Here is a 24,315-nt window from a genome sequence, read left to right as displayed (position 1 = left end):
CGTCAACCGCGAGAGACCCGGAGGCTTTGTGGGCGCATCCACCCGAAACGGCGGTCGTTCCGGTCGGAGACTTCTGTGGTGGACGATCACCGCGGTGGTGATCCTGGCCCTCGTCGCGACGGCCTCGGTGGTCATCGCGCTCCGGCTCGACCGGGAACCCGAACTGCCGCCGGGGGTTCCCCCGCAGCCCGCCGCGATCGCCGTCGACCCCCGGATCGACCCGGTGGTCGCCTCGGCGCCGGAGCCCACGCCGAGCGGTGTGTCGCGGGCCATCGCGCCGGCACTGCGGAATCCGGCGCTCGGCGAACTCACGGGCATGATCAGCGACTCGCTGACCGGCGCGGTCCTGTGGACCAGCAACCCCGAGCGTCCGCGGATCCCCGCGTCGAACGCCAAGGTCCTCTCGGCTGCGGCCGTGCTCGAAGCCGTGCCGCACGATCAGCGACTGACCACGACGGTGGTGGCCGGCAGCAACGGGCAGATCATCCTCCGAGGTGCGGGTGACCCGACCCTGTCCGCACAGCCCGCCGGCACCGACACCTTCTACACCGACCCCGGTCGCATCGCCGACCTCGCGCGGCAGATCGAGGACACCGAGATCCCGGTGACGTCGGTGGCCGTCGACCTGCGCGCGTTCTCGGGTCCGACGATGGACACCACCTGGGACCGCCGGGACATCCAGGGTGGCGACATCGCGCCGATCGAATCGCTGATGGTCGACGGCGCCCGGCTCGAACCGCTCGACGAGTACTCGCCGCGCACCGCGGCCCCGGGCATCATGGCCGGCGAGGCGCTGGCCGCGGCTCTCGGCGTGGAGGGGCCCGTCACCGAGGTGACCGGTACCGCCAGGGCCGGAGACGACCGCGTGATCGCGAAGGTCGAGTCGGCGCCGCTGGTCACCCGGGTCAACGACATGCTGCGCTACAGCGACAACGTCCTCGCCGAGACCCTTGCCGTCGAACTGTCTGTGCACCGTGGCGGACCGCCGACCCATGCCGGCGGTGTCGACGCCATCGAACAGGTGCTGTCGTCGATGTTCCCGGACCAGTGGGCAGGTACGACCCTGCATGACGCATCCGGGATCTCCTACGCCAACCGGACCACGCCAGAACTGCTCGACGCGGTGATGACCGCCGCGAGCGGGCCCAGCAGGCCGGCGTTGCGGCCCATGCTCGACGGTCTGCCGATCGCGGGTGGCACCGGCACCCTCGTGGACCGGTTCGACCCCGCCGGCAACCCGGGCGCGGGCTGGGCGCGGGCCAAGACCGGAACACTCACCGGGGTCAGTTCGTTGACCGGCATAGTGCAGACAGTCGACGGCCGCGTGCTGTCGTTCGCCCTGATGTCCGGCGGCACCTCGCCGGCGGACGCGCGACCCGCCCTCGACGCCGTGGTGGGTCAATTGAGAGAGTGCGGGTGCCGATGACCACTTCAGGAATCGCCGGGTCGGAGATGACCGAAGCAGGCGACGAGGGCTCTGCCGACCGGGAGCGTGGGGCGGGAATCGGATCGCAGATCGACTGGTCGCTGGCGGCGTCCACGGCAAAACGCCTCGCACGTCCCGGACCCAAGACGACCGCGTACACCTACGAGTCGGCCCGCGCCGAGCTGGCCGACGCCGCGACGCGTGCCGAGGCCCCGGTGCGGGAGGTCACCGGTCTGGCCGACGGCCTGCGCGTGCCGACCACCCGAGTCCTCGATCGGGCGGGCTGGATCGATGCCGCGTCCCTGTCGATGCGGTCGATGCTCGGTGCTGGCGAGGACACCCTCGACGGGAGTTCGCCCGGACTCGGAGCCCGATTCGGTGGCCTACAGGCGGGTGGACTCCTCGCGTTCCTGTCGACCGCGATCCTCGGTCAGTACGACCCGTTCACGCCGGATCCGGACACCGGCGAGCCCGGGGTGTTGATGGTGGTGACGCCGAACATCGTCAACGTCGAACGCCAGCTCAAGGTGGTTCCGTCGGACTTCCGGTTGTGGGTGTGCCTGCACGAGGTGACCCACCGCGTGCAGTTCTCCGCCAATCCGTGGCTGCGCGACTACATGCAGGACAACGTGGCCGTGCTGACCTCCGACGCCGGCGAGTCGACCACCGAGATCGTCACGCGGATGACCAAGGCGCTCAAGGGTTCCGACGGTCCGCGCGAAAAGGGTGTGATCGGGGCGATGCAACTGCTGCAGAGCCCGGAGCAGCACGCCGCCTTCCAACGCATGATGGTCCTGGGCACGCTGCTCGAGGGTCACGCCGACCATGTCATGGACGCCGTGGGACCGGCGCATGTGCCGTCGGTGGCGAGCATCCGAGCCGCCTTCGACAAACGTCGCACCGCACCCCAGAACCCGGTCCAGCGGCTCATCCGGGCGCTCATCGGGATGGACGCCAAGCTCGCGCAGTACATCCGCGGCAAGGCCTTCGTCGACGCGGTGGTCGAGGCCGTCGGGATGGAGCGGTTCAACGTCGTGTGGACCTCGCCGGACACGATGCCGCTGCCGAGCGAGATCGACGACCCGCAGGCATGGATTCAGCGGGTCTTGTGAGACGGGCGGTCGCGGAGTTCGCGGCCGCTCATCTCTCGGGGCCGCAGGTCTGTGTGGGCCTCTCCGGCGGACCGGACTCGCTCGCGCTGACCGCGGCCGCCGTCGGCGCGGGTCTGGACGTCACCGCGCTGATCGTCGACCACGGACTGCAGCCGGACTCTGCTCGGGTCGCCGCGGCGGCGGGAGAGGTGGCGGGGAGTCTGGGCGCCCGCGTCCGGGTGCTACCGGTGCGCGTCGGGCGGCGTGGCGGCCTCGAGGCCGGAGCCCGTGAGGCCAGGTATGCGGCGCTCGACGAGGCCCGCGCCGAGCGGCCCGTACTGCTCGGCCACACCGCCGACGACCAGGCCGAGACCGTGCTGCTCGGGTTGGCCCGCGGGTCCGGGTCCCGCTCGATCGCGGGCATGCGTGCGTGGAACGACCCCTGGGCCCGGCCGTTGCTCGGCGTCCGCCGGCGGCAGACGCTGGCGGCCTGCACCGAACTCGGTCTCGCGCCCCATCGCGATCCGCACAACGACGATCCGCGGTTCACCCGTGTCCGACTGCGAACCGAGGTGCTGCCGCTGCTGGAGGAGGTTCTACACGGCGGGGTCGTCGACGCGCTGGGTCGCACCGCCGAGGGCCTGCGGGCCGACAACGACGCGCTGGACGAGTGGGCGGCCGGTCTCCTCGCCGGGGCCGGCCGAGACGAGGGGCTGGCGATCGCGCCGTTGCTCGCCGTGCCGCTCGCGGTCCGTACGCGTGTCCTGCGCGCCTGGCTGCTCGGCGTCGGCGCCACCGAACCGACGCACCGCGTCATCTCGGCCGTCGACGATCTCGTGGCGACCACCGGGAACGCGCGGTCGCAGGTGGCCATCGGCGGCGACCCCGAAGCACGACGCGTCGTCGTACGTGCCGGGGAAACACTGACGGTCCGCCTCACCGCGAGGTGAGACGGACCGTCGTAGTCGATTGTCTAATTAACCGCGCGGAGGTCGGAACGGCGAGTTGATCGTCTGGAAGTACTGGATACCCGCTCCAATCAGGGTGCCGCCGCCTCCGAGTGCCAAACCAACGATTCCGCCAGCTGCTGCGCCGACGGGAATGCCGACTATGATGCAGCCGATGGGGGTGAGGGTGACGGATGTCAGGGCGCACCCGAGGACCCCACCCACGATGCCACCCAGGATTGTTCCAACGAGCGACGAAATTGTCATGCCCGTGCGCACCTGTGAGTAGAGCCTCTCGAGGGCTTGGTCATCCCGCTCCTGCTTGGTTTGGGGCGCCGCGACCTGGTGACGCGCGATGCCACGCAATCTGTTCACCTCTGTGGCAGCCACCGGCGTTGCGCGGGCGAGATCCCGTGACGGAACGAGCGTGACCGAGTTGTCCGCTTGACGTGCGTCGATCGGGAACTGGTTGTACTCCTTGCGGTAGTTCAGCGGCATGCGAAACAGCTCGGTACCGGCAAGGTCACGAATGGAAAGAGCTCCACCAGAAGTGCTCACCGACGCGTTGTGGACATTCAGCGTGAGCGAGTCAGCATTCCACGAAGCGTCGTAGGTCGCGTTTGGGGCCTGCTTGGGCGCAGCCTGCGCACTACCGGCAAATGCCGTGATCGCCGCTGTGACAAGCGAAATGGTAGCGATGATAAAGACTTGCGCACGGGTACGCGGGCTGGTCGCGTGCTGTCGGTGAGGTGACATGAAGTGGATCTTTCCGGTAGGGGCATGGGGAGGGGCCGGGCTGGCTGTATTTCCTGGCGCTGAAGAAAGTGGATGGCCCCGGTGATCCCACTGGACACAGTTACGCTTACAGAACGTGCCGGTAATCAAAGTGAAATTGTTCCGTCAGTGATCAATGGTGCCATTTGTTATAGCAATGTGACTAATCCTGCAAAATCTACCGGCCGGATTGGTCCAAACGATCGACAAGCGGTCCGCTGTCCCCGGCACGGTGGGGGAGAGTCCGGGGTGAGGCGGCACCCATGAGGACTACATGCGAAGCTGGGACCGTGCAGTTTGCCGATCCGTATGCCGCCGACATCGACGCTGTCCTGATCACCGAGGAAGAGATCAAGCAGCGCACCGCCGAACTCGCCCAGTCCGTGGCGTCGCGCTATGCCGACATCGAGGAGGATCTGGTCCTCATCGGTGTCCTCAAGGGCGCGATCATGTTCATGACGGACTTCGCCCGGTCGCTGCCGATCCCGTCGCAGATGGAGTTCATGGCGGTCTCCAGTTACGGGTCGTCGACCTCGTCCTCGGGTGTGGTCCGCATCCTCAAGGACCTCGACCGCGACATCGAGGGACGCGACGTCCTGATCGTCGAGGACATCATCGACTCCGGTCTGACGCTGTCCTGGCTCATGAAGAATCTCGCCACACGGTCGCCACGCAGCCTGGAGGTGTGCGCTCTGTTGCGCAAGCCGGACGCCGTGCGTTCCACCATCCGGGTCGCCGACGTCGGGTTCGACATCCCCAACGAGTTCGTCGTCGGATACGGCCTCGACTACGCGGAGCGATACCGCGACCTTCCCTACATCGGACGACTGAAGCCGTCGGTGTACACGCACTGATCCATCGCCGGCGCATGACGCGGCGCCCGCGTGTCCGACCTGCGAGGGAACGGTTTCACCAGCGCGATCGTTGACCGGTAGCCTCAATGTGTACGTCGACGGGAAGGACATGGGAACGGCGTCGGCACCGGGACTCGATCCCGTGAGCCCGCACGACCCCCACCAACTGGCATGAACCGTAAGACAGTCTTCCGCAACCTCGCCATCCTGGCGCTCATCCTGCTCGCCCTGTGGGGCTGGAGCGTGATGAGCGACTCCGGTCGGGAGTACCGCGGCGTCGACACCTCTGTCGCACTGCAGCAACTCAACGACAAGAACACCAAGTTCATCAGCATCGACGACCGCGAGCAGCAGCTGCGCATCGAGCTGAACACCCCGATCAAGGTCAACGACGCCGACGCCGACAAGATCAGCGCCAAGTACCCGGCGCAGGCGGGGGACCAGGTCTTCGAGGCCGTCCAGGGCACCGGCGCCCCGTACACGACCAACGTCAACGAGCAGTCCGTCCTGTGGCAGATCCTCATCTTCGTGCTGCCGATGATCCTGCTGTTCGGTCTGTTCTTCTTCGTGATGAGCCGTATGCAGGGCGGTGGCCGCGGCGGCGTGATGGGCTTCGGCAAGTCGAAGGCCAAGCAGCTCACCAAGGACATGCCGAAGACGACCTTCGCCGACGTCGCGGGCGCCGACGAGGCCGTCGAAGAGCTCTACGAGATCAAGGACTTCCTGCAGAACCCGACGCGGTATCAGGCGCTGGGCGCCAAGATCCCGCGCGGTGTGCTGCTCTTCGGCCCTCCCGGAACCGGCAAGACGCTGCTGGCCCGCGCGGTGGCCGGCGAGGCGGGCGTCCCGTTCTTCACGATCTCCGGTTCGGACTTCGTCGAGATGTTCGTCGGCGTCGGCGCGTCGCGTGTGCGTGACCTGTTCGAGCAGGCCAAGAACAACAGTCCGTGCATCATCTTCGTCGACGAGATCGACGCCGTCGGCCGACAGCGCGGCGCGGGTCTCGGCGGTGGTCACGACGAGCGTGAGCAGACGCTCAACCAGCTCCTCGTCGAGATGGACGGGTTCGGCGACCGCTCGGGCATCATCCTGATCGCGGCCACCAACCGCCCCGACATCCTCGATCCGGCTCTGCTGCGCCCCGGACGTTTCGACCGGCAGATCCCGGTCGGCAACCCCGACATGGCGGGTCGCCGGGCCATCCTGAAGGTCCACGCCAAGGGCAAGCCGATCGACTCCGACGCCGATCTCGACGGTCTGGCCAAGCGCACGCCCGGCATGTCCGGAGCGGATCTGGCCAACGTCGTCAACGAGGCGGCGCTGCTCACCGCACGGGAGAACAAGCAGACGATCACCGCCGAGGCCCTCGAAGAGGCGGTCGACCGGGTCATCGGCGGTCCGCGCCGCAAGTCCCGGATCATCAGCGAACACGAGCGCAAGGTCGTGGCCTACCACGAGGGCGGCCATACTCTTGCTGCCTGGGCGATGCCCGATCTCGACCCGATCTACAAGGTCACGATCCTGGCGCGCGGGCGCACCGGCGGCCACGCGCTCGCCGTCCCCGAGCAGGACAAGGACCTGATGACCCGCTCGGAGATGATCGCGCGGCTGGTGATGGCGATGGGCGGCCGTGCCGCCGAGGAACTGGTCTTCCACGAGCCGACGACCGGCGCGTCGTCGGACATCGACCAGGCGACGAAGATCGCGCGTGCGATGGTCACCGAGTACGGCATGAGTTCGAAGTTGGGTGCGGTGCGCTACGGCCAGGACCAGGGCGATCCGTTCCTCGGCCGGTCCATGGGCTCGCACACCGACTACTCCGCGGAAATCGCGAGCGAGATCGACGACGAGGTGCGCCGGCTCATCGAGGCCGCGCACACCGAGGCGTGGGCCATCCTGACCGAGTACCGGGACACGCTCGACGTGCTCGCGACGCAGCTCCTCGAGAAGGAGACGCTGACCCGCAAGGACCTCGAGAAGATCTTCGCCGACGTCGACAAGCGTCCGCGGATCACCGCGTTCAACGACTTCGGCGAACGCACTCCGAGTGACAAACCGCCGGTGAAGACGCCGGGAGAGCTGGCGATCGAACGCGGTGAGCCGTGGCCGCCGCCGGAGCAGGCCAAGATCCCGGAACCGGTGGGTGCCGGCTATCCCGGTGGGCCGCAGGTCCCCGGCCAGGTGCCGAACTACCCGCCGATCTATCCCGAGCCGGGCGGTCCGACACCCCCGACGCAGGGCAGTCCCGAACCGCGGTACCCCGACCACGGATATCCGCCGGCCGATCCCGGCCCCCACTATCCGAATCCCCAGTATCCGAACCCCCAGTATCCGAACCCGAACTACCCCAACCCGCAGTATCCGGACCCGGGCAACGGCCGGACGGCACCCGGGTCGGGCGGGCCGTACGGGGGCGGCACGCGTCCGGATTACGGCGCGCCGCGCGACTGGTCCGCACCCGGTTGGCCGCCCGAGCCCGACCCGCGGTCGGGTCGCAACGGCGACACGAACGGCTGGGGCCATCGCGCCGGTGACGACGACTCGCGTCCGAGTTCGTAAAGTGGCCGGATGAGTATCAGCGAGCGGCGGGACGCCGTACTCGAGGGACCCCGGTCCGACTTCGACCAGGCACGCGCCGAAGCCGCGGTCCGCGAGTTGCTGCTCGCCGTCGGCGAGGACCCGGATCGGGAAGGTCTGATCCGGACGCCCACCCGGGTGGCGAACGCCTACCGGGAGATGTTCGCCGGCTTGTACACCGAGCCCGACGAGGTCCTCGCCACGACGTTCGACGAGGACCACGACGAGCTGGTGCTGGTGAAGGACATCCCGATGTACTCCACCTGCGAGCATCACCTGGTGTCGTTCCACGGCGTCGCCCACGTCGGCTACATCCCCGGGGCGTCGGGCCGGGTGACCGGGCTGTCCAAGTTGGCACGCCTGGTCGACCTGTACGCGAAGCGTCCGCAGGTCCAGGAGCGGCTCACCAGCCAGATCGCCGACGCGATGATGCGCAGACTCGAGCCCCGCGGGGTGATCGTGGTGATCGAGGCCGAGCACCTGTGCATGGCCATGCGCGGTATCCGCAAACCCGGCGCGACGACCACCACGTCGGCGGTGCGCGGCATCTTCAAGACCAGTGCGGTGTCCCGCGGCGAAGCCCTCGACCTGATCACCCGGTGACGCAGGCGCACGCAGTCCCCGCCGGCGGCGGTGTGCACCGGACTCTCGTGATGGGCGTCCTCAACGTCACCGCCGACTCCTTCTCCGACGGCGGCCGCTACCTCGACGCCGATGCGGCCATCGCGCATGGGCTCGAACTCATCGAGCAGGGTGCCGACCTCATCGACGTCGGTGGCGAATCGACCCGGCCCGGCGCGGTCCGGGTCGACCCCGGTCTCGAGGCGGAGCGCGTGGTCCCGGTGATCGGCGAACTCGCCGCGCGCGGGGTGACCGTGTCTGTCGACACGATGCGCGCCCCGGTCGCGGCCGCCGCGATCCGGGCCGGCGCCGCGATCGTCAACGACGTGTCCGGCGGGCGTGCCGACGCCGACATGGCGCGGGTCGTCGCGGACGCGGGATTGCCGTGGATCCTGATGCACTGGCGCCCGGCCGGGGACAGCACGGACCGGCGGTTCACGCACCGCAGTGGAGACGTCGACGGGTACCGGGACGTGGTCGCCGAGGTGAGTGGGGAACTGCTGGCCCAGGTCGATGCGGCGGTGTCGGCCGGCGTCGACGCCGACCGCCTCATCCTGGATCCGGGGCTGGGCTTCGCCAAGACCGCCGAGCACAACTGGGCCCTGCTCAACGCATTGCACACCATCACCGGGCTCGGCTTCCCGGTGCTGGTCGGAGCCTCCCGCAAACGCTTCCTCGGGTCGCTGCTGCGTCGCGACGGTGCGGATCGGCCGCCCGCCGGACGTGATGTCGCCACCGCGTCGGTCTCGGCGCTGTCCGCCGCCGCGGGCGCGTGGGGGGTGCGCGTCCACGACGTCGCGAGCAGTCGCGACGCGGTCGCGGTCGCGGCGGCCTGGCGCACCGGCGGTTCCCGAACCTCGTCCTCGGTAGGAGACTCGAATGGCTGACCGGATCGAACTGCGCGGCCTCAAGGTGCGCGGCAATCACGGTGTGTTCGACCATGAACGGGCCGACGGCCAGGACTTCTACATCGACGTCGTGCTCTGGCTGGACCTACGGGCCGCCGGCGAGTCCGACGACCTCGCCGACACCGTCGACTACGGCGCGCTCGCGCAGCAGGTCGCCGGCATCGTCGGGGGCGAACCGCGCAACCTCATCGAGAAGGTGGGGGCCGAGGTTGCGGAGTCGATCATGACCGACGAGCGCATCGATGCCTGCGAGGTGACCGTGCACAAGCCGTCGGCGCCGATCCCACTGACCTTCGACGACGTCGCGGTGGTGACCAGACGTTCCCGCAAGGGGACGCGATGAGCCGCGCGGTGCTCTCGGCCGGTTCCAACATCGGTGACCCGACCGCGCACCTGCGTTCGGTCGTCGAGGCTTTCGCCGACGACCTGGTCGCGGTGTCCGCGGTCTATTCGACGCCGCCGTGGGGCGGGGTCGAGCAGGAGGACTTCCGCAACATCACGCTCGTCGTCGACGGCCCGCACGATGCGCGCGGATGGCTCGAGCGCGGATTCGAACTCGAGCGGGCGGCCGAACGGACGCGCGAGATCCGCTGGGGGCCGAGAACTCTCGACGTCGACGTCGTCACCGTGTCCGAGTCCGGCCAGGTCGTCGTGTCCGGGGACCCGGACCTGACACTGCCCCATCCCCGTGCCGCGCAACGGGCTTTCGTCCTCGTCCCGTGGCTCGAGATCGAACCCGATGCCACCCTCTGGACCCCGGACGGGGCGCGCGCGGTGTCCGATCTCGTGGCCGGGCTCGACGCCGCAGAGCGGGACGCGGTGCGTCCGGTCGGCCGCCTGACCGGGGTCGACTCGTGACCGCGCCGGACCCGCGCCGGCCGGATCAGGACGACGAGGAAACCGGTCTCGGTCCCACCCGGGTCCGCGATCTCGCCGTCATCGCAGCGGTCACGGCGATCGTCGCGTGGATCCTGGTGCGGTACAACTACTCCGATTTCCCGCCGCTGCCGTTGCTCGCCGGTGTGGTGCTGTATGTGCTTGCCGCACTCGAGATCGTCATCGCCTTCGTCGTCCGTTCCCGGGTCGATTCGCGGGATGTCGGTCGCGCGCGGGGACAACTCCATCCGCTCACTGCCGCGCGAGTGCTGGCCCTGGCCAAGGCTTCTGCGATCCTCGGCGCGATCGCCGTCGGGGTGTGGCTGGGTCTGCTGGCCTTCCTGCTCGGCCAACACGATCTGGCCGCTGCCGACCACGACCGGCCGGGCGCGATCGTCGGACTGATCGGCGGGGTGGTCCTCGTCGGTGCCGCGCTGTGGCTCGAGTACTGCTGCCGAGCACCCGACGATCCGTCCGCCGTCGGCGGTCCGTGAGGGTCGGGGCGAGTGTCGGACGCCCCGCCCACTCGTCGCCTAACATGTCGACTATCGGAGAAACTCCGCACCCGCCTGCGGTCCGAATGCACTCACAGCGGGTAAATTCACGATCATGACGACCTCGAACGGCCGTGCCGCCGACTCGCGCCGCTCGAGTCGGTCGACGGCTCAGTGGTTGCTCGGCCTCTTGATCGTGCTCGCATTGATCGCCAGCATCCTGATGGTCTTCACCGACAGGCTGTCGATCACCGGCTCGCTGGCAGTCATCGCGGCGTTGTGGGCGGCCGTCATCGGCGCGATCCTGGTGACGAAGTTCCGTCGACAGGCCGAGAGCGCCGAGGCGAAGAGCCGTGACCTCCGGTTGGTCTACGAACTGCAGCTGGAACGCGAGATCGCCGCGCGTCGGCAGTACGAACTCGATGTCGAGACGACCATCCGCAAAGAGGTCACCGCCGAGTCGAACGAAGAACTCTCCGAGCTCAAGGCCCAGGTGCTGGCGTTGCGTTCCAGCCTGGAGATGCTCCTCGGTGAACCGCTGCCGGATCAGCGGGTCGCCCTGTCGAGTGAGAAGATGCGCGAACTGGCCTCGGGCCTGAACGACGAATCACGCGCGGGACGTCGATCCGGTGCACCCTACGGCGGTGGCTTCTCCGGTGATATCGGTGGCGTGTCCTCCTACGGCGCCACCTACGCCGACGACGGGGTGCTCGCCGCGCGCGACTTCGCGGCGACGGCTCCGACCGCGGACGACGGCAGGCATACGGGACCGGTCGATCCCAACGAGATGACCGAGGTGATCCCGGTCGTCACCGACGACCCGATCTCGGGCCGCATCGCCACCGAGGTATCGCCCGACGAGCCCGCGGCGACGAGCGCGCCGGCAGAACCCTCTGCCGCGACGGGGACGTCCGGGAGGACGTCCGACTCAGACGTCTCCGACGCCGAGATCGTCGACACCGATCACGCCGACGGCCCGAAGGCCTCCGCAGGCGCCGAGACCTCGGGTGCGGACGGTGCGTCGACCGGCGCCGGAGAGTCCGCGTCATTGCCGTTCTCCGGGGGCTTCTACCTCGGGAACGACACCGACGCGGCGGATACCCGAGGCCCGGGATCGCAGTCGCCGGTCGCGGACGCGAATCAACCGCTCTACACCGACGACACCCCGACCGACGAATGGTCGACCCGGGCGGCGTCGGGCGAAGCACCCGAGAGCGATGAGACCCCGGGCGTCGCGGATGCTTCCGACGACGTGGAGCCCCCGCCCTTCCTCGGGTCCGCTGGACGACACGAGAATCAGCCGGGCGGTCGGCCCGCGGAGTCCTCCGGCGGTGGTCGTCGACGCCGTGCGGTTGCCGACGACGCGGAATCGGCACACTCGGCGGGGTTGCCCGTCTCCGAACTCCTGAGCCAGCTGCGGTCACAGACGGAGTCCACCGGCGGCGGACGGCGCCGACGGAACGGCTGATCCGCCCGGCCGCTTGCGACGCTGCCGGGTCGCGGTCCGATGCCCCTGTCATCCGTCCGGGTGCATCTGCGGCGTTGCCGCGGATTCGCCGATACGAGTTGGACGATCGCCCTAGTATTCCCGTATGAGCGAGACGCTCGCGGGTGGGGAGTTCGGTCTCGGGCCGGGGTCCGATCCGTCGATGGCCGCGATCCGCCACACCAAGCGCGGGAACGCGGTCAAGCAGTCGCTGGTGAGCACCGCGGTGTTCCTGCCGGTCATCGCGTGGTGGCCGACGGTGTTGTGGCTCTTCACCTTCGACCCGCTCGACGGCACCCCGTTCCGCGAGTACCACGCGAACCTCCAGGCCAACGGTCCCGAGGCGAGCCTGTTGCTCATCTGGTCGCTGACGGCTTTGATGCCGCTGTACATGGTTCTCGTGCTGGGGATCTGGGCTCGTAATCCGATGCGGTCGGGGATCGCGGTGGTGATCGGCGCGGTCGGAGCACTCGGATTCTGGGGTGGTCAGGTCCCGGTCCTGGTGCGATCGGGAGACTACCCCGTGCTCACGTTCTGTTCGGAGCACATGCCCGCCTTCGTCGTGATGCTGATCGTGGCGTGGTCGGTCGCGCGTCGACGTGGATTCTGGTGGGTGCTGGCCATTCCGGTCATCATGCTGCTGGCGATCAACGCGTACGAGGGCTGGGCGTCGAACCCGGTCGACGCGATCGTCGACGGCACCGGGAGACTCCTCGACGTCCCGGCCTCGCAGGTACTGGACCCGTTCTCGCCGAGATTCCGTTCACCGTTCGACGACGTGGTCGACATCGTGGCGGGCATCCTGACCCTGTGGGTGGTCGACGCCGTGTTCGGCGCGTTGTCCAGGCAGGCGCGTGAGCCGCAGCAGTCCCGGCCGGGGAGCTGGCGCTGACGAAATCCGTTGCCATGACGTCGAAGTCAGAACTGCATCGCCACGGCGCGTCCGACGGTGAACGCGATGAACCCCAGGCTCAGCACGACGCCCAGGACGCACAGCACGCGGGCGAACCGCCCGGCCGAACCCGGCTGACCACGGCCGGCGAGATACCAGCCGGCCACGCCGACCGGCAGGCCCAGTCCACCGACGACGCTCAACGGGATCGCCGCCACACCGCATGCGAGCGACGCGGTGGTCCGCCGGGTCGCACCCGCGCCGGGCCGAGGTGGGTCCAGCACCGGTAGATCGCGCGAGGCGCGGACCGTCGACGACCCGGGATCATGCTGTGGGACAGCGTGTCCGGGGAGTCCGGAGTACGCCGTCGCGCCCCGTGCGATGGTGGGCCGAGGGCCGTCGTCTCCCGGTTGGGTGGCACCGGCGACCGGGATCGCAGCGGTGGGTGCGAAGGCGGTCGGGGGCAACGCCGGCGGTCGTGGTCCGGACATCGGTGGACCGAACGTCGGTGCCGCGGCGTGGCCGCGCACGGTGCGCTCCGGCCGCGGTGGCGCCGGGGCGAACACCGTCGAGTCGATCGCCGAACGGAGTTCGGCGGCAAAGGCCCCCGCCGACGACGGACGGTCCGTCCGGTTCTTTGCGAGACCGGAGCGCACCACGTCGGACACCGCCGGCGGCACGTCGGGCCGGAGGTCGGACAGCTCCGGGGGCGGGGTGCTGAGGTGGTGGTGGATCATCATGGCGGGCGTCCGTGCAGCGAACGGCACTGTGCCCGTGATTAATTCGAAGACGGTGCAGGACAGCGAGTAGACGTCGCTGCGGGCATCGAGGGTCTCGGCCGAGAGCTGCTCGGGTGACGAATAGGGGAACGAGCCGATGACGAGATCCGTCGAGGTGAGCGAGGTGGCACCACCGTCGGTCGGGCGCGCTATCCCGAAGTCCGCCAGCCGGATACGCCGGCGTGTGACGTGCTGGGGGAGTCGCGGATCGGACTCCTCGGGGCTGATCAGGATGTTCGCTGGTTTGACGTCGCGGTGGAGCAGTCCGGAGCGGTGTGCGTGATCGAGAGCGGCGCCAATCGCGTCGCCCACGGCCGCGACGTCGGCGAGCGGGAGCCCGCCGGGGCTGGTGGCGAGCAATGCCGCGGCGTCCGTGCCGGGCACGTACTGCATCGAGATCCAGAGTCGTCCGTCCACTTCGCCCCGGTCGTAGACACTGACGATGCACGGGTGGTCCAGCTGGGCGGCGAGGTCGGCCTCGCGGGTGAACCGGGCGCGGAAGATCGGATCGTTCGACACCTGCTCGGCGAGGACCTTGATCACGTCATGGCGCGGGAGCCGGGGATGGCGGACGAGGTACACCTCACCCATCCCGCCCGCACCGATCCTGCGCACGACCCGGTAACCGGCGAACTCTGTGCCCGGTTCCAAGCTCATGGGCGGGACCTTCGTGTGCGCGGGTGTGTCGATGTCGTCCGGGCCGGCAATCCTGGGCGGACTGCGGCTGTCTCAGACTACGCCGCGTCGGCGCAGGTCACCGGTGGTTCGGTGGATCGGTCGGCACGACCGGCGGATCAACCGGGCGCCCTCGAGGTGACACCTGTCACAGACGTTGGCACCGGCCGCGGTGTCGGACCTACTCTTGCTCTGCAACGTCTGGTACCCGTGCCGACGCCGCCGCGATGACTCCGCTCATCCGACGGACGTCTCGGCAGAGGCGGGACTGGAACGACACTCTGGAGGACAGCGGTGACCTCACCGAGCGGTGATGCCGGTATGCCATCGGCACGGCGAACCGGTGGCGATGACGCCTTCGTCGATGGCTCGCACCTCCGTTCCGGTCTCACCGACCCGTTTCCCGGCATGACGAATCTGCCGACGCCCGCTCGCCTCACCGTCGGCCTCGTGTCCGCCGGCCGCGTCGGGACCGCTCTGGGCGAGGCGCTCGAGAAGGCCGGGCATGTGGTCGGAGCCGTGGTGGCGCGGTCGCCCGAGTCCCGGGCCCGCGCGGTGAGTCGACTCCCCGATTCCGAGGTCCTCGACCTCGACGCGGTCGTCGCGCGATCCGAGTTGCTGCTGGTCAGCGTGCCCGACTCCGAGCTCGCCGCCGTGGTCGACGAGATCGCGGCGTCCGACTCGCTCCGTCCGGGGACGATCGTCGCGCACACCGCGGGCGCGCACGGGGTGGCCGTGCTGCAACCGCTGACCGACCGCGGTGCACTCGGGATCGCACTGCATCCGGCGATGACGTTCGTGGGTTCGGAGGACGACACCGCGCGCCTCACCAACGCCTGTTTCGCCATCACCGCCGTCGATGCGGTCGGCGAGGCCATCGCGTCGTCGCTGGTGCTGGAGATGGGCGGTGACCCGGTCCGGATCGCCGAAGCCGATCGCACGCTCTACCACGCCGCACTGGCCCACGGCGCCAACCACCTGATCGCCCTGATCTCCGACGCGGTCCTCGCTCTCAACGCCGCCATCGACCACTCCGGCCGCGACACCGCGACCGTCGACGGACACGGTAACCGCCTCGCCGAACGCATCCTCGGGCCGTTGGCCGCGGCGTCGCTGCGGAACGTGCTGGAACTCGGCCCGTCGGCGCTGACCGGGCCCGTCGCCCGCGGTGACGCGCCCGCGGTCGCCCGACACCTGGCGGCGTTGCGCACCGTCCCCGCCGGCCCGGGACCGCACGGCATCGCCGAGGCGTACCGCACACTCGCCCGGCGCGCCGCGGATCACAGCCACGCACCGCAGGCGTTGATCGACGCATTGGAGGACCGATGACATCAAGCGGAGGAGACGGCGTGAGCGGCCCGTCCGACGCACAGCCCACCTACTCGGCCGGCAAGATGACCGTGCATCGAGAGCCGTCGTCGCTGAGCCGCGTCACCCGTGCGCTGCGGGCCGCGGGCAAACGTGTCGTGCTCGTCCCGACCATGGGTGCCCTGCACGCCGGCCATCTGCAGCTCGTCCGGGCCGCCAAGGCGAAGGGCAACACCGTGGTGGTGGTGTCCATCTTCGTCAACCCGTTGCAGTTCGGCGCCGGCGAGGACCTCGACGCCTACCCGCGCACCCTCGACGCCGACCTCGCGCTCCTCGAGCCGCTGGGCGTCGAGCTGGTGTTCGCGCCGTCCGCGTCGTCGATGTACCCGAACGGCCCGCGGACGACGGTGCACCCGGGCGAGGCGGGCCGAATCCTCGACGGGATCTCGCGGCCGACACACTTCGCCGGAATGCTGACGGTGGTCCTCAAGCTGCTCAACATCGTCGGACCCAATGCGGCGTTCTTCGGTGAGAAGGACTATCAGCAGCTGGTGCTCATCAAGCAGATGGTGACCGACCTGAACCTCGACGTCGACATCGTCGGCGTCCCGACCGTCCGCGAGTCCGACGGGCTGGCGATGTCGTCACGCAACCGCTATCTCACCCCGGAGCAGCGGGAGCTGGCGACGACGCTCTCGGCGTCGCTCGTCGCGGGGGCCCATGCGGCCGAAGGCGGACGCGATGCCATTCTCGCCGCCGCACGGTCGGTGCTCGCCACGGTCCCGGAGATCGAGGTCGACTACCTGGACCTGCGCGGGCGTCAGCTCGAGGAACCACCGGAGAAGGGCGCGGGACGGCTGCTCGTCGCGGCCCGGCTCGGCGGCGCTCGCCTGATCGACAACGTCGGCGTGACCGTCGGCGGCGTCGCCGCGCTCGAAGAAGAAATCGCCTGGACCAATGCCACCACAACCACGACAGAGGGACGATGACCATGTTGCGCACCATGATGACCTCGAAGATCCACCGCGCCACCGTGACCCAGGCCGACCTGCACTACGTCGGCTCGGTGACCATCGACTCCGATCTGCTCGACGCCGCGGGCCTGCTCGAGGGTGAGCAGGTCACGATCGTCGACATCGACAACGGCGCCCGGCTGGTGACCTACGCGATCGCCGGCGAGCGCGGCAGTGGTGTCATCGGGATCAACGGTGCGGCTGCGCATCTCGTCCACCCGGGCGATCTCGTCATCATCATCGCCTACAGCATGCTCGATGCGGCCGAGCTGCGTGAGTACTCGCCGAACGTGGTGTTCGTCGACGCGCAGAACCGCATCGTGACCACGGGCGACGATCCGGCCGACGTACCCGCGGGGTCGGGCCTGCTCGACCCGCGTCACCTCGACGGTCCGATCTTCGCCGACGCCTCGCTCTGACGCGGCGACGACCTTCGATGCTGCTCACCGTCGACGTCGGCAACACCAACATCCATCTCGGCGTGTACGCCGGGGTCGGGGATCACGCGCGCCTGGTGCGTGATTGGCGAATCCACACCGACCCGCATTACACCGCCGACGAACTGGCGTGGGCGTTCCGCGGCATGCTCGGCGACGACATAGAGCAGGTGACCGGGGTGAGTGCGCTGTCGACGGTTCCGTCGCTCCTGCGCGAACTGCGCGTGATGGTGCCGCGCTACTTCGGCAACGGGCCGCACGTGCTGCTCGAACCCGGTGTGCGGACCGGGGTTCCCCTCCTGGTCGACAACCCGAAAGAGGTCGGCACCGACCGGGTCGCCAATTGCCTTGCCGCGCACACGGAATTCGGCGGACCCTGCATCGTGGTCGCGTTCGGTACCGCAACGGTCGTCGACGCTGTCTCCGCGACGGGCGAGTTCCTCGGCGGGGCCATCGCACCGGGCGTCAACCTCGCGGTCGAGGCGCTGTCGGAGCACACCGTGACCATGCGGAAGGTCGAGTTGATGCCGCCTCGCAGCGTGCTCGGCAAGAACACCGTCGAAGCGCTCCAGTCGGGCATCCTGTACGGCTTCGCCGGTCAGGTGGACGGGTTGGTCGACCGCGTCTGCGACACCGTCCCGGGATTCGACGGCGACGACGTGACGGTGGTCGCCACCGGGTTTCTCGCGCCGCTGATGTTCGACGAATGTCGTTCCCTCACCGATCATCACCCGCACCTGACCCTGGATGGCCTGCGCCTGGTCCACGAACGGGCCAAGGCGAATCCGCGTCGCGGGAAGTAGATCTAGTGTCCCGCGCCGGAAATTCGTTGATGATTGCGACGCCCAGGCGGCGCCTCGCTTCGTTGGCGTCGTCGCAGGTACATCCAGTAGCTGCGTCCTCCGCCGCCTCGCGATGCATCCACCTGGACCGCCGAACTCATGAAACGAATTTCCGACCCGGGACACTAGGCGAACCGAACGGCGGCACGGGGATTCGGCGTGTCATCGGTGCGCGCGGAGTGCTGCCTCGGTGTAGGCCGTGATGCGGTCGGTCAGTTCGTCGGCGGTCAGGTCGGTGCCGGCCAGCTGGTGGATCTGGGCGTCGACGGCGGCGAAGGCGAGCCGGAGGTCGGCGGCCGCGGACTGCGCCGTCCAGCCGTCGGCGACGAGATGGGCGCTCAACCGGTCGATCAGCCAATCGATCAGGGTGGTGTACTCCGTGGCCAGGCGTGTCGGGTCGGCCAGTTCGCGCAGCCGCCCATGGGCGCGGCCGTGCGTAGAGTTCTCGCGGACCGCGACCTCGATCACCGCATGAAGCACCTCCGGCCACGGGCACGAACCGGGCGGGTGGTCGGCGAGGACGGCCGTCATCGCCCCGGCGGCGGCGTCGAGATGGCGAAGCGCGAGTTCGTCGAAGATCGCCTGCTTGTCGCCGAAGTACTGATAGATCGAGCCCACCGACACCCCGGCCTTCTCGGCGATGCGGTTGGTCGTCATCTCCGCGCCCTCGGTGTCGAGAAGCTGAGTGGCCGCCTCGAGAATCGTGTCGACGGTGAACGAAGAGCGTTGTTGCCGTGGCCTTTTGCGCATCTGATCGATCCTCGGGAAATGCGAGTTGTGGAGTCCCGCCGCCGGTTCGACGATGGATACATGATCCGCCGATCCGGAACCCCCGAATCCTACCTTCGGTTCCTGCCCGAGCCGTGGCGGTCCGTCGCCGCCGGGGTCGCGGCCGAATCCACCTGGTGGACCTGGCCGTCGAGCTCCGGCCGGGCCTGCGGGGAGGTCGACGTCCACATCCTGCGGGCGCGCCCGAGCGCGGCACCGCTGCGCGTGTTGCTGCTGCACGGCGGTGGCGGACACAGTGCCCTGGTCTGGCCGCTGGGCGCGATCCTCGCGAACGAGGGGTTCGCGGTCCTCGCCCCCGATCTGCCGCAGTACGGACGCACGCGGGTGGCCGATCCGGGGAGGGTCCGCTACCAGGACTGGGTCGATCTGATCTGCGATCTCGTGACGACCGAGACCGAGGACGATCCGCGTCCGCTCATCGTGCTGGGGGCGAGTCTCGGCGGGATGCTCGCCTACGAGGTCGCGAGCCGGACCGGACGGGTGGCCGCGGTCGTCGCGACCTGCCTGCTCGATCTGGCCGGGGATCCCGATGCGCGTCGAGCGGTCGCGCGCACGCCGGCGCTCGGTCGCCTCACCCCGCTGATGCCGGTGCTCGCCCGCGTCGGGGTGCTCGCCCGGATGCGGTTTCCGATCCGATGGGTGGCGCCGATGTCGGCGATGAGTCGCGACCCGGACCTGTCCCAGGCCTGCGTCGACGACCGTCTCGGTGCCGGATCGTCAGTGTCGCTGGGGTTCCTGGCGGACCTGATGACGCACGAGGTGCCGCCCCCTGAGGAGTACCGGGGTCCACGGGTGCTGCTGGTCCATCCGGCGGCCGACTCGTGGACGCCGCCGGAGGTCAGTGTGCGCTTCGCGCGACGGATCGCGGCGCGCGCCGAGATCCATCTGCTGACCGGGTGCGGGCACTTCCCGGTGGAGCAGCCCGGCGTCGACGAACTCGCCGACCACCTCCGTACGTTGGCCGCCGAACTCGTCGGGACGACGTGACCCCGGATCGTCAGCGGAACGCGCGCAGCAGGGTAGTGGGATCGTGGTCGGAGTCGGTGCCGTCGGAGTTCCGCAGGAGGGCGTCGAGGACGAGGCCGTCGAGCGCGGCGACCAGTTGCCGGGCCTCGGTACGGGTCAACCCGCCGTCGACGAGTCCGTCGACGTAGCGCTCCCGATGCCCGACCATCACGTGTCGCAGGTCCTCGTCGCGCGTCGCCAGGAGCATGAGCTCGTACCGCGCCCTGGTGCGGACGCGGTCGGTGCCCAACCAGCGGACGATCACCTCCTGGGTCGACTCGCCCTCCGCAGCGCGGTCGGCGCTGAACACATGCTCGACGAGAGCCGCGAGAAAACCGCTCTGACCGCCGAAATGATGCCGAACGCTCCCGTGTGGCACCCCGGACGCGTCTTCGACCGCGCGTGCCGACGCCTGCCGGCTCCCGACGGTGCCGATGAGGGTGATGCCGGTGTCGAGCAGCAGATCACGCGTCGACCCTTTGGCTGATTTCTCCACGCGGAGAAGTTTATCTGCTAGCGTCTTCTCCATGTGGAGAAGAAGCTGATGAAGGTCGTCGTGGTGGGAGCCGGGATCGCCGGCCTGTGTAGCGCGGTCGGACTGGCGTCGACGGGTGCCCGGGTGACGGTCGTCGAGCGCGCGCCCGAGGTGCGCGGCGGGGGTGCCGGCCTGAGCATCTTCGCCAACGGGGTCCGCGCACTCGACGCATTGGGTATGCGGTCGGTCCTCGGCGACGCCGCAGCGGCGACCCCGCCGACGAGCGGAACCCGGACACCGGGCGGGCGATGGCTCAGTCGGTTCGATCCGGCGTCGCTGACCGACATGCGCGTCGTCCGCCGCACCGATCTCCACGCGGCCCTCCTTGCGGCCGCGGCCGACGTCGTGGACATCAGGACCGGTTCCGGGGTCGACGACATCGCGCCCGACCGCGGTCTCGTGCGGCTGGTCGACGGTTCCGAGATCGGCGACTGCGCCCTGATCGTCGGCGCCGACGGGCTGCGCAGCCGGGTGCGTGCCGCGGTCGTCGAGGACCCGGGCGTCCGGCGATGTGGCTACTCCGCGTGGCGGGCCATCACGACGACCCCGGTGTCGGTCGACGCGGCCGGCGAGACGACCGGACGTGGGGCGCGTTTCGGGATCGCGCCGCTCCCTGACGGGCATGTCTACTGGTTCGCCTCGGTGTCGGACGACGGGGGCGACACGGCGGGCGGTCTCGATGCAGTGCGGCAACGGTTTTCGGGGTGGCATCGACCGATCGGGGAGCTGCTCGACGCCACCGATCCGGCGACCGTCGGATACCTGCCGATCGAGGAGCTCGCCAAGCCGCTGCCCACGTTCGTCAGAGCGGGCCGGGGGTGCGCGAGTGTTCTCGTCGGCGACGCCGCGCACGCGATGACCCCGAACCTGGGGCAAGGTGCGAATCAGGCGATGGAGGACGCGGCCACCCTGACCGCGCTGCTACGCCGGCACGGCCGCGGTGACCTCGACGAGGCGCTGCGCACCTACGACCGGCTCCGACGCCCGCGGACCCAGCGGATCGCGCGGCAGGCGTCGACGATCGGCCGGGTCGGGCAACTGCGTGCCGGCCCCGCTGTCTGGGCGCGCGATCTCGCTCTGCGCATGACGCCCGACGCCGTCCTGAACGCGCAGATGCGACGCGTGCAGCGGTGGCAGCCGCCGGAAGTGTGACGACGTCGGTGTGACGACCTCGGTCGGGTCGGGGTCTGGCCGGTTGGGGTGTGCTGTGGCATACTCGTCGCCGTGATCACGAGCTGTCGGGAGTGTTGTCAGGGCTGATACCGCGTCTGCGGCTGCCCTCCTTCGCGCTCCCCGCTCGATCTCGATCACCTGAGGACTCCCTCTCATGACCGCTTCGGTTGTTTCTTCTGTTCGTCCTTCTTCCGCCGGTTCGGTGTTTGCCCCTGCTTCGGTGTTTGCCGCTGTACCGCCGACCGTCGCCCCAGCCCCGTCTGCGCCGCTGTCGTTGCGGGTCGAGGACTACGCGTCCGCCGTCGCCGCCGGTGCCACCCCCGTCGACGTCCGCTCCCACCGGCGCCGTCAGCTCGACGGCGCACTTTTCGGGGCCCTGGCCATCGACGCCGTCGAGGTTCTCGACCGGCTCACGCCGGACACCCCGGACTCACTGCGCGTCGCCCGGCCGGAATCACGATGGATCCTCGTCAGCGAGGACGGGCACGAGGCCGAATGGCTCGCCTGGCACCTGCAGGCGCGCGGGGTGCACGGCGCGGTGTTCGTCGTCGGCGGGCACCGTCGGATGCGGTCGGCACGGGTCAACGGTCGGATTCGGCCCGACGACCTCGCTGTCATCTCCGCCCACGAGAGCTGAACCCGCCCAGCGCGACCCGGTTGTGTCCGCGGTCACCGCGAGGCAGTGAGTTGGAGTCGATGACCGGCCCCGATAGGGTGCGTGGGGTGAGTGACAGCCCGACCAGCACCGCCACCCCCGAAGCGACCGACGAGCAGACGCCCGAGCAGTTGCGCATCCGCCGCGAGAAGCGTGAGCGGATCCTGACCGAGGGTCGCGAGGCCTACCCGGTCGCCATCCCGCGCACCCACAGCCTCGGTGAGATCCGCGCCGCCTACCCCGACCTCGAGGCCGGTACCGAGACCGGACAGCACGTCGGCGTGAGCGGACGCGTGATCTTCCTGCGCAACAAAGGCAAGCTGTGCTTCGCCACGCTGCAGGAGGGCGACGGCACGCAGCTGCAGGCGATGGTCAGCTTCAACGGCGTCGGCGAGGAAGCGCTGGCGCGGTGGAAGTCCGAGGTGGATCTCGGGGACATCGTGTTCATCTCGGGCGAGGTCATCAGCTCGCGCACCGGCGAACTCTCGGTGATGGCCGACGGCTGGCAGATGGCGTCGAAGTCGTTGCGGCCGTTGCCCGTCGCGCACAAGGACATGAACGAGGAGACTCGCGTCCGGCAGCGCTACGTCGACCTCATCATGCGCCCGGAGGCCCGCAGCATCGCCCGCACCCGGATCTCGGTGATCGCCGAACTCCGTGCGGCGCTGGGCCGTCGGGGTTTCCTCGAGGTCGAGACCCCGATGCTGCAGACCCTGCACGGTGGGGCGGCCGCGCGACCGTTCGTCACGCACTCCAACGCCTTCGACATCGATCTGTTCCTGCGCATCGCACCGGAGCTGTTCCTCAAGCGCTGTGTGGTCGGCGGCATCGAGCGCGTCTTCGAGATCAACCGCAACTTCCGCAACGAGGGTGCCGACTCCACGCACTCGCCGGAGTTCGCGATGCTCGAGACCTATCAGGCCTACGGCACCTACGACGACTCCGCTGTCATGATCCGCGAACTGGTGCAAGAGGTTTCGCAGGCGGCGCTCGGCACCCAGACCCCGACCATGCCGGACGGTTCCGCCTACGACCTCTCGGGCGAGTGGACCGCACTCGAGATGTACCCGTCGCTGTCGGAGGCGCTGGGCGAGCAGATCGTCCCGGCCGGCGCCGACGGGGAGACCACCGTCGAGCAGCTGCTGGCCATCGCGGCGCGCGTCGGCCTCGAGATCCCGAAGGACAAGGGATACGGGCACGGCAAGCTCGTCGAGGAACTCTGGGAGCACATGGTCGGCGAGAAGCTGGACCGCCCGGTCTTCGTCCGCGACTTCCCGGTCGAGACCTCGCCGCTCGTCCGCGCACATCGGTCGCAGATCGGCGTCGTGGAGAAGTGGGACCTCTACGTACGCGGCTTCGAGCTGGCGACCGGATACTCCGAACTCGTCGACCCCGTCATCCAGCGCGAACGCTTCGCCGATCAGGCCCGCCTGGCCGCCGCCGGCGACGACGAGGCGATGGTCCTCGACGAGGAGTTCCTCGCCGCGATGGAGTACGGCATGCCCCCGACCACCGGCACCGGCATGGGCATCGACCGCCTGCTGATGGCCCTCACCGGCCTCGGCATCCGCGACACCATCCTGTTCCCGCTGGTGAAGCCCCGCTCCTGACCGGGATTTCGTAGCGCGGATACGCGCTATATCCGCATCTACGCTACGGATTTCCGTCGTAGGGCTGTACGGATCTGACGAGGTCGTTCTGTCGGGTGCGGTCTCGCTGGAATGCGACGGCGTCACTATGGAATGCCATCCCATCGATCTCGATGGCGATCTTCGACGCCTCGAACGCGAAGTCGAGGACGTAGCCACACGCCGGCGTGTTGGCCGACCACCCCGTGAACCCGCTGCCGTCGAGTAGCTTCGCGGTGATCCGCTCCGCCTCCGACCTCGCGCCCGACGACATCGCCTCCAGCATCGCCCGCGCGCGTGGCGAACCCCGGCGAGCCGCATCCGCATCCGATCGTCGACCGTCCGGTCGGCCACCCGGAAGGCACCTCGCGTGACCCGGACCCACTGTCCGGTCCGAACCCGATGCCGGATGCCGTCGGCCGACACCCCGTGCGAGTGTGCCTGATGCGTGGTGAAGACGCCGTCGTGGGAAGCGATCATGGCGCGCAGGTCGTCGGTCATACACACTTGGACGCACCGCACGTCCGGCC

At 69.3% G+C, this 24,315-nt stretch carries 25 protein-coding genes and 1 pseudogene; 20 read left to right on the top strand and 6 right to left on the bottom strand.

Annotated elements, in window-relative coordinates:
- Positions 1–28 precede the first annotated feature (28 nt).
- Genes dacB through tilS form a run of 3 tightly spaced genes read left to right on the top strand, consistent with a single transcriptional unit; the run spans position 29 to position 3,467 of the window.
- Positions 29–1,426, top strand: a complete 1,398-nt coding sequence (gene dacB / locus JW364_RS15910) for a D-alanyl-D-alanine carboxypeptidase/D-alanyl-D-alanine-endopeptidase (RefSeq protein WP_307814798.1) — start codon at positions 29–31, stop codon at positions 1,424–1,426.
- Between the two features lie 26 nt (positions 1,427–1,452).
- Positions 1,453–2,538: a zinc-dependent metalloprotease gene (locus JW364_RS15905; protein ID WP_240199175.1), complete on the top strand. Its 1,086-nt coding sequence runs from the start codon at positions 1,453–1,455 to the stop codon at positions 2,536–2,538.
- Positions 2,535–3,467: a tRNA lysidine(34) synthetase TilS gene (tilS, locus tag JW364_RS15900; protein ID WP_374100840.1), complete on the top strand. Its 933-nt coding sequence runs from the start codon at positions 2,535–2,537 to the stop codon at positions 3,465–3,467. Before JW364_RS15905 ends, tilS begins: the two co-directional genes overlap by 4 nt.
- 27 nt (positions 3,468–3,494) lie before the next feature.
- Here tilS and JW364_RS15895 read toward each other — a convergent pair whose 3' ends face one another.
- Entirely contained in the window at positions 3,495–4,220 is a 726-nt protein-coding gene (locus JW364_RS15895; protein WP_205333816.1) for a glycine zipper family protein, read from the bottom strand.
- Positions 4,221–4,528: 308 nt separating this feature from the next.
- Between JW364_RS15895 and hpt the strand changes: the two genes are divergently transcribed.
- The 9 genes from hpt to JW364_RS15850 all read left to right on the top strand — a co-directional run bounded on the left by hpt (position 4,529) and on the right by JW364_RS15850 (position 12,946).
- Positions 4,529–5,092: a hypoxanthine phosphoribosyltransferase gene (gene hpt, locus JW364_RS15890; RefSeq protein WP_065629595.1), complete on the top strand. Its 564-nt coding sequence runs from the start codon at positions 4,529–4,531 to the stop codon at positions 5,090–5,092.
- A 171-nt stretch (positions 5,093–5,263) separates the two neighbouring features.
- Positions 5,264–7,651: an ATP-dependent zinc metalloprotease FtsH gene (ftsH, locus tag JW364_RS15885; RefSeq protein ID WP_137809948.1), complete on the top strand. Its 2,388-nt coding sequence runs from the start codon at positions 5,264–5,266 to the stop codon at positions 7,649–7,651.
- A 9-nt stretch (positions 7,652–7,660) separates the two neighbouring features.
- Positions 7,661–8,272, top strand: coding sequence for a GTP cyclohydrolase I FolE (gene folE / locus JW364_RS15880; protein ID WP_137809947.1), 612 nt, complete (start codon positions 7,661–7,663; stop codon positions 8,270–8,272).
- A gap of 50 nt (positions 8,273–8,322) precedes the next feature.
- Entirely contained in the window at positions 8,323–9,177 is an 855-nt protein-coding gene (gene folP / locus JW364_RS15875; RefSeq protein ID WP_137810001.1) for a dihydropteroate synthase, read from the top strand.
- Positions 9,170–9,541, top strand: a complete 372-nt coding sequence (gene folB, locus JW364_RS15870) for a dihydroneopterin aldolase (RefSeq protein WP_205333815.1) — start codon at positions 9,170–9,172, stop codon at positions 9,539–9,541. Before folP ends, folB begins: the two co-directional genes overlap by 8 nt.
- Complete coding sequence (gene folK, locus JW364_RS15865) at positions 9,538–10,056, top strand: 2-amino-4-hydroxy-6-hydroxymethyldihydropteridine diphosphokinase (protein ID WP_205333814.1); 519 nt, start codon at positions 9,538–9,540, stop codon at positions 10,054–10,056. The genes folB and folK overlap by 4 nt, the downstream gene beginning before the upstream one ends.
- Positions 10,053–10,568 carry a DUF3180 domain-containing protein gene (locus JW364_RS15860; RefSeq protein ID WP_068971963.1) on the top strand — a complete coding sequence of 172 codons (516 nt, stop codon included), beginning with the start codon at positions 10,053–10,055 and terminating at the stop codon, positions 10,566–10,568. The genes folK and JW364_RS15860 overlap by 4 nt, the downstream gene beginning before the upstream one ends.
- A gap of 115 nt (positions 10,569–10,683) precedes the next feature.
- The gene (locus JW364_RS15855; RefSeq protein WP_205333813.1) at positions 10,684–12,036 is read left to right on the top strand and encodes a DUF6779 domain-containing protein; all 1,353 of its coding nucleotides are present in this window, start codon (positions 10,684–10,686) and stop codon (positions 12,034–12,036) included.
- A 124-nt stretch (positions 12,037–12,160) separates the two neighbouring features.
- Positions 12,161–12,946 (top strand): hypothetical protein, encoded by a 786-nt coding sequence (locus tag JW364_RS15850; RefSeq protein WP_205333812.1) that lies wholly within the window; start codon positions 12,161–12,163, stop codon positions 12,944–12,946.
- A gap of 26 nt (positions 12,947–12,972) precedes the next feature.
- Here JW364_RS15850 and JW364_RS15845 read toward each other — a convergent pair whose 3' ends face one another.
- Positions 12,973–14,382 (bottom strand): serine/threonine-protein kinase, encoded by a 1,410-nt coding sequence (locus JW364_RS15845; protein WP_137809942.1) that lies wholly within the window; start codon positions 14,380–14,382, stop codon positions 12,973–12,975.
- Positions 14,383–14,694: 312 nt separating this feature from the next.
- Between JW364_RS15845 and JW364_RS15840 the strand changes: the two genes are divergently transcribed.
- From JW364_RS15840 to JW364_RS15825, 4 genes are read left to right on the top strand one after another with little or no spacing between them, the layout of a single operon-like run.
- The gene (locus JW364_RS15840; protein WP_205333811.1) at positions 14,695–15,729 is read left to right on the top strand and encodes a Rossmann-like and DUF2520 domain-containing protein; all 1,035 of its coding nucleotides are present in this window, start codon (positions 14,695–14,697) and stop codon (positions 15,727–15,729) included.
- 20 nt (positions 15,730–15,749) lie between these two features.
- Entirely contained in the window at positions 15,750–16,697 is a 948-nt protein-coding gene (gene panC / locus JW364_RS15835; RefSeq protein ID WP_137809940.1) for a pantoate--beta-alanine ligase, read from the top strand.
- Between the two features lie 2 nt (positions 16,698–16,699).
- Positions 16,700–17,140, top strand: a complete 441-nt coding sequence (gene panD / locus JW364_RS15830; RefSeq protein ID WP_065629606.1) for an aspartate 1-decarboxylase — start codon at positions 16,700–16,702, stop codon at positions 17,138–17,140.
- Positions 17,141–17,157: 17 nt separating this feature from the next.
- Entirely contained in the window at positions 17,158–17,961 is an 804-nt protein-coding gene (locus JW364_RS15825) for a type III pantothenate kinase (protein WP_058249901.1), read from the top strand.
- Positions 17,962–18,162: 201 nt separating this feature from the next.
- Here the strand turns inward: JW364_RS15825 and JW364_RS15820 are convergent, their stop codons facing one another.
- Complete coding sequence (locus JW364_RS15820; RefSeq protein ID WP_065629607.1) at positions 18,163–18,750, bottom strand: TetR/AcrR family transcriptional regulator; 588 nt, start codon at positions 18,748–18,750, stop codon at positions 18,163–18,165.
- Between the two features lie 60 nt (positions 18,751–18,810).
- Between JW364_RS15820 and JW364_RS15815 the strand changes: the two genes are divergently transcribed.
- Complete coding sequence (locus JW364_RS15815; protein ID WP_205333810.1) at positions 18,811–19,776, top strand: alpha/beta hydrolase; 966 nt, start codon at positions 18,811–18,813, stop codon at positions 19,774–19,776.
- 10 nt (positions 19,777–19,786) lie between these two features.
- Here the strand turns inward: JW364_RS15815 and JW364_RS15810 are convergent, their stop codons facing one another.
- A complete protein-coding gene (locus JW364_RS15810; RefSeq protein ID WP_205333824.1) occupies positions 19,787–20,257 on the bottom strand; it encodes a TetR/AcrR family transcriptional regulator in 471 nt (156 codons plus the stop codon).
- Between the two features lie 81 nt (positions 20,258–20,338).
- Here JW364_RS15810 and JW364_RS15805 point away from each other — a divergent pair, with 81 nt between their 5' ends.
- The 3 genes from JW364_RS15805 (at position 20,339) to lysS (ending at position 23,767) form a co-directional block, all read left to right on the top strand.
- Positions 20,339–21,481 carry an FAD-dependent monooxygenase gene (locus tag JW364_RS15805; RefSeq protein ID WP_205333823.1) on the top strand — a complete coding sequence of 381 codons (1,143 nt, stop codon included), beginning with the start codon at positions 20,339–20,341 and terminating at the stop codon, positions 21,479–21,481.
- A 175-nt stretch (positions 21,482–21,656) separates the two neighbouring features.
- Positions 21,657–22,139, top strand: coding sequence for a hypothetical protein (locus tag JW364_RS15800; RefSeq protein WP_068971970.1), 483 nt, complete (start codon positions 21,657–21,659; stop codon positions 22,137–22,139).
- Positions 22,140–22,198: 59 nt separating this feature from the next.
- On the top strand, positions 22,199–23,767 hold the full coding sequence (gene lysS / locus JW364_RS15795; RefSeq protein WP_205333809.1) for a lysine--tRNA ligase: 1,569 nt from the start codon (positions 22,199–22,201) through the stop codon (positions 23,765–23,767).
- Between the two features lie 43 nt (positions 23,768–23,810).
- On the opposite strand, the gene JW364_RS24215 is transcribed toward lysS, so the two are convergent.
- Positions 23,811–24,059, bottom strand: a complete 249-nt coding sequence (locus JW364_RS24215) for an endonuclease domain-containing protein (protein ID WP_240199163.1) — start codon at positions 24,057–24,059, stop codon at positions 23,811–23,813.
- Positions 24,060–24,193: 134 nt separating this feature from the next.
- Positions 24,194–24,265: pseudogene (locus JW364_RS24645) on the bottom strand (hypothetical protein); the annotation flags it as partial.
- Positions 24,266–24,315: the final 50 nt, after the last annotated feature.

Origin of the sequence: Gordonia sp. BP-119 (assembly GCF_016924115.1) — a bacterium.
GTDB classification, from domain to species: domain Bacteria; phylum Actinomycetota; class Actinomycetes; order Mycobacteriales; family Mycobacteriaceae; genus Gordonia; species Gordonia hongkongensis.
The sequence above is the reverse complement of the archived record's forward strand: the minus strand, read 5'-3'. Positions and strand labels throughout refer to the sequence as shown.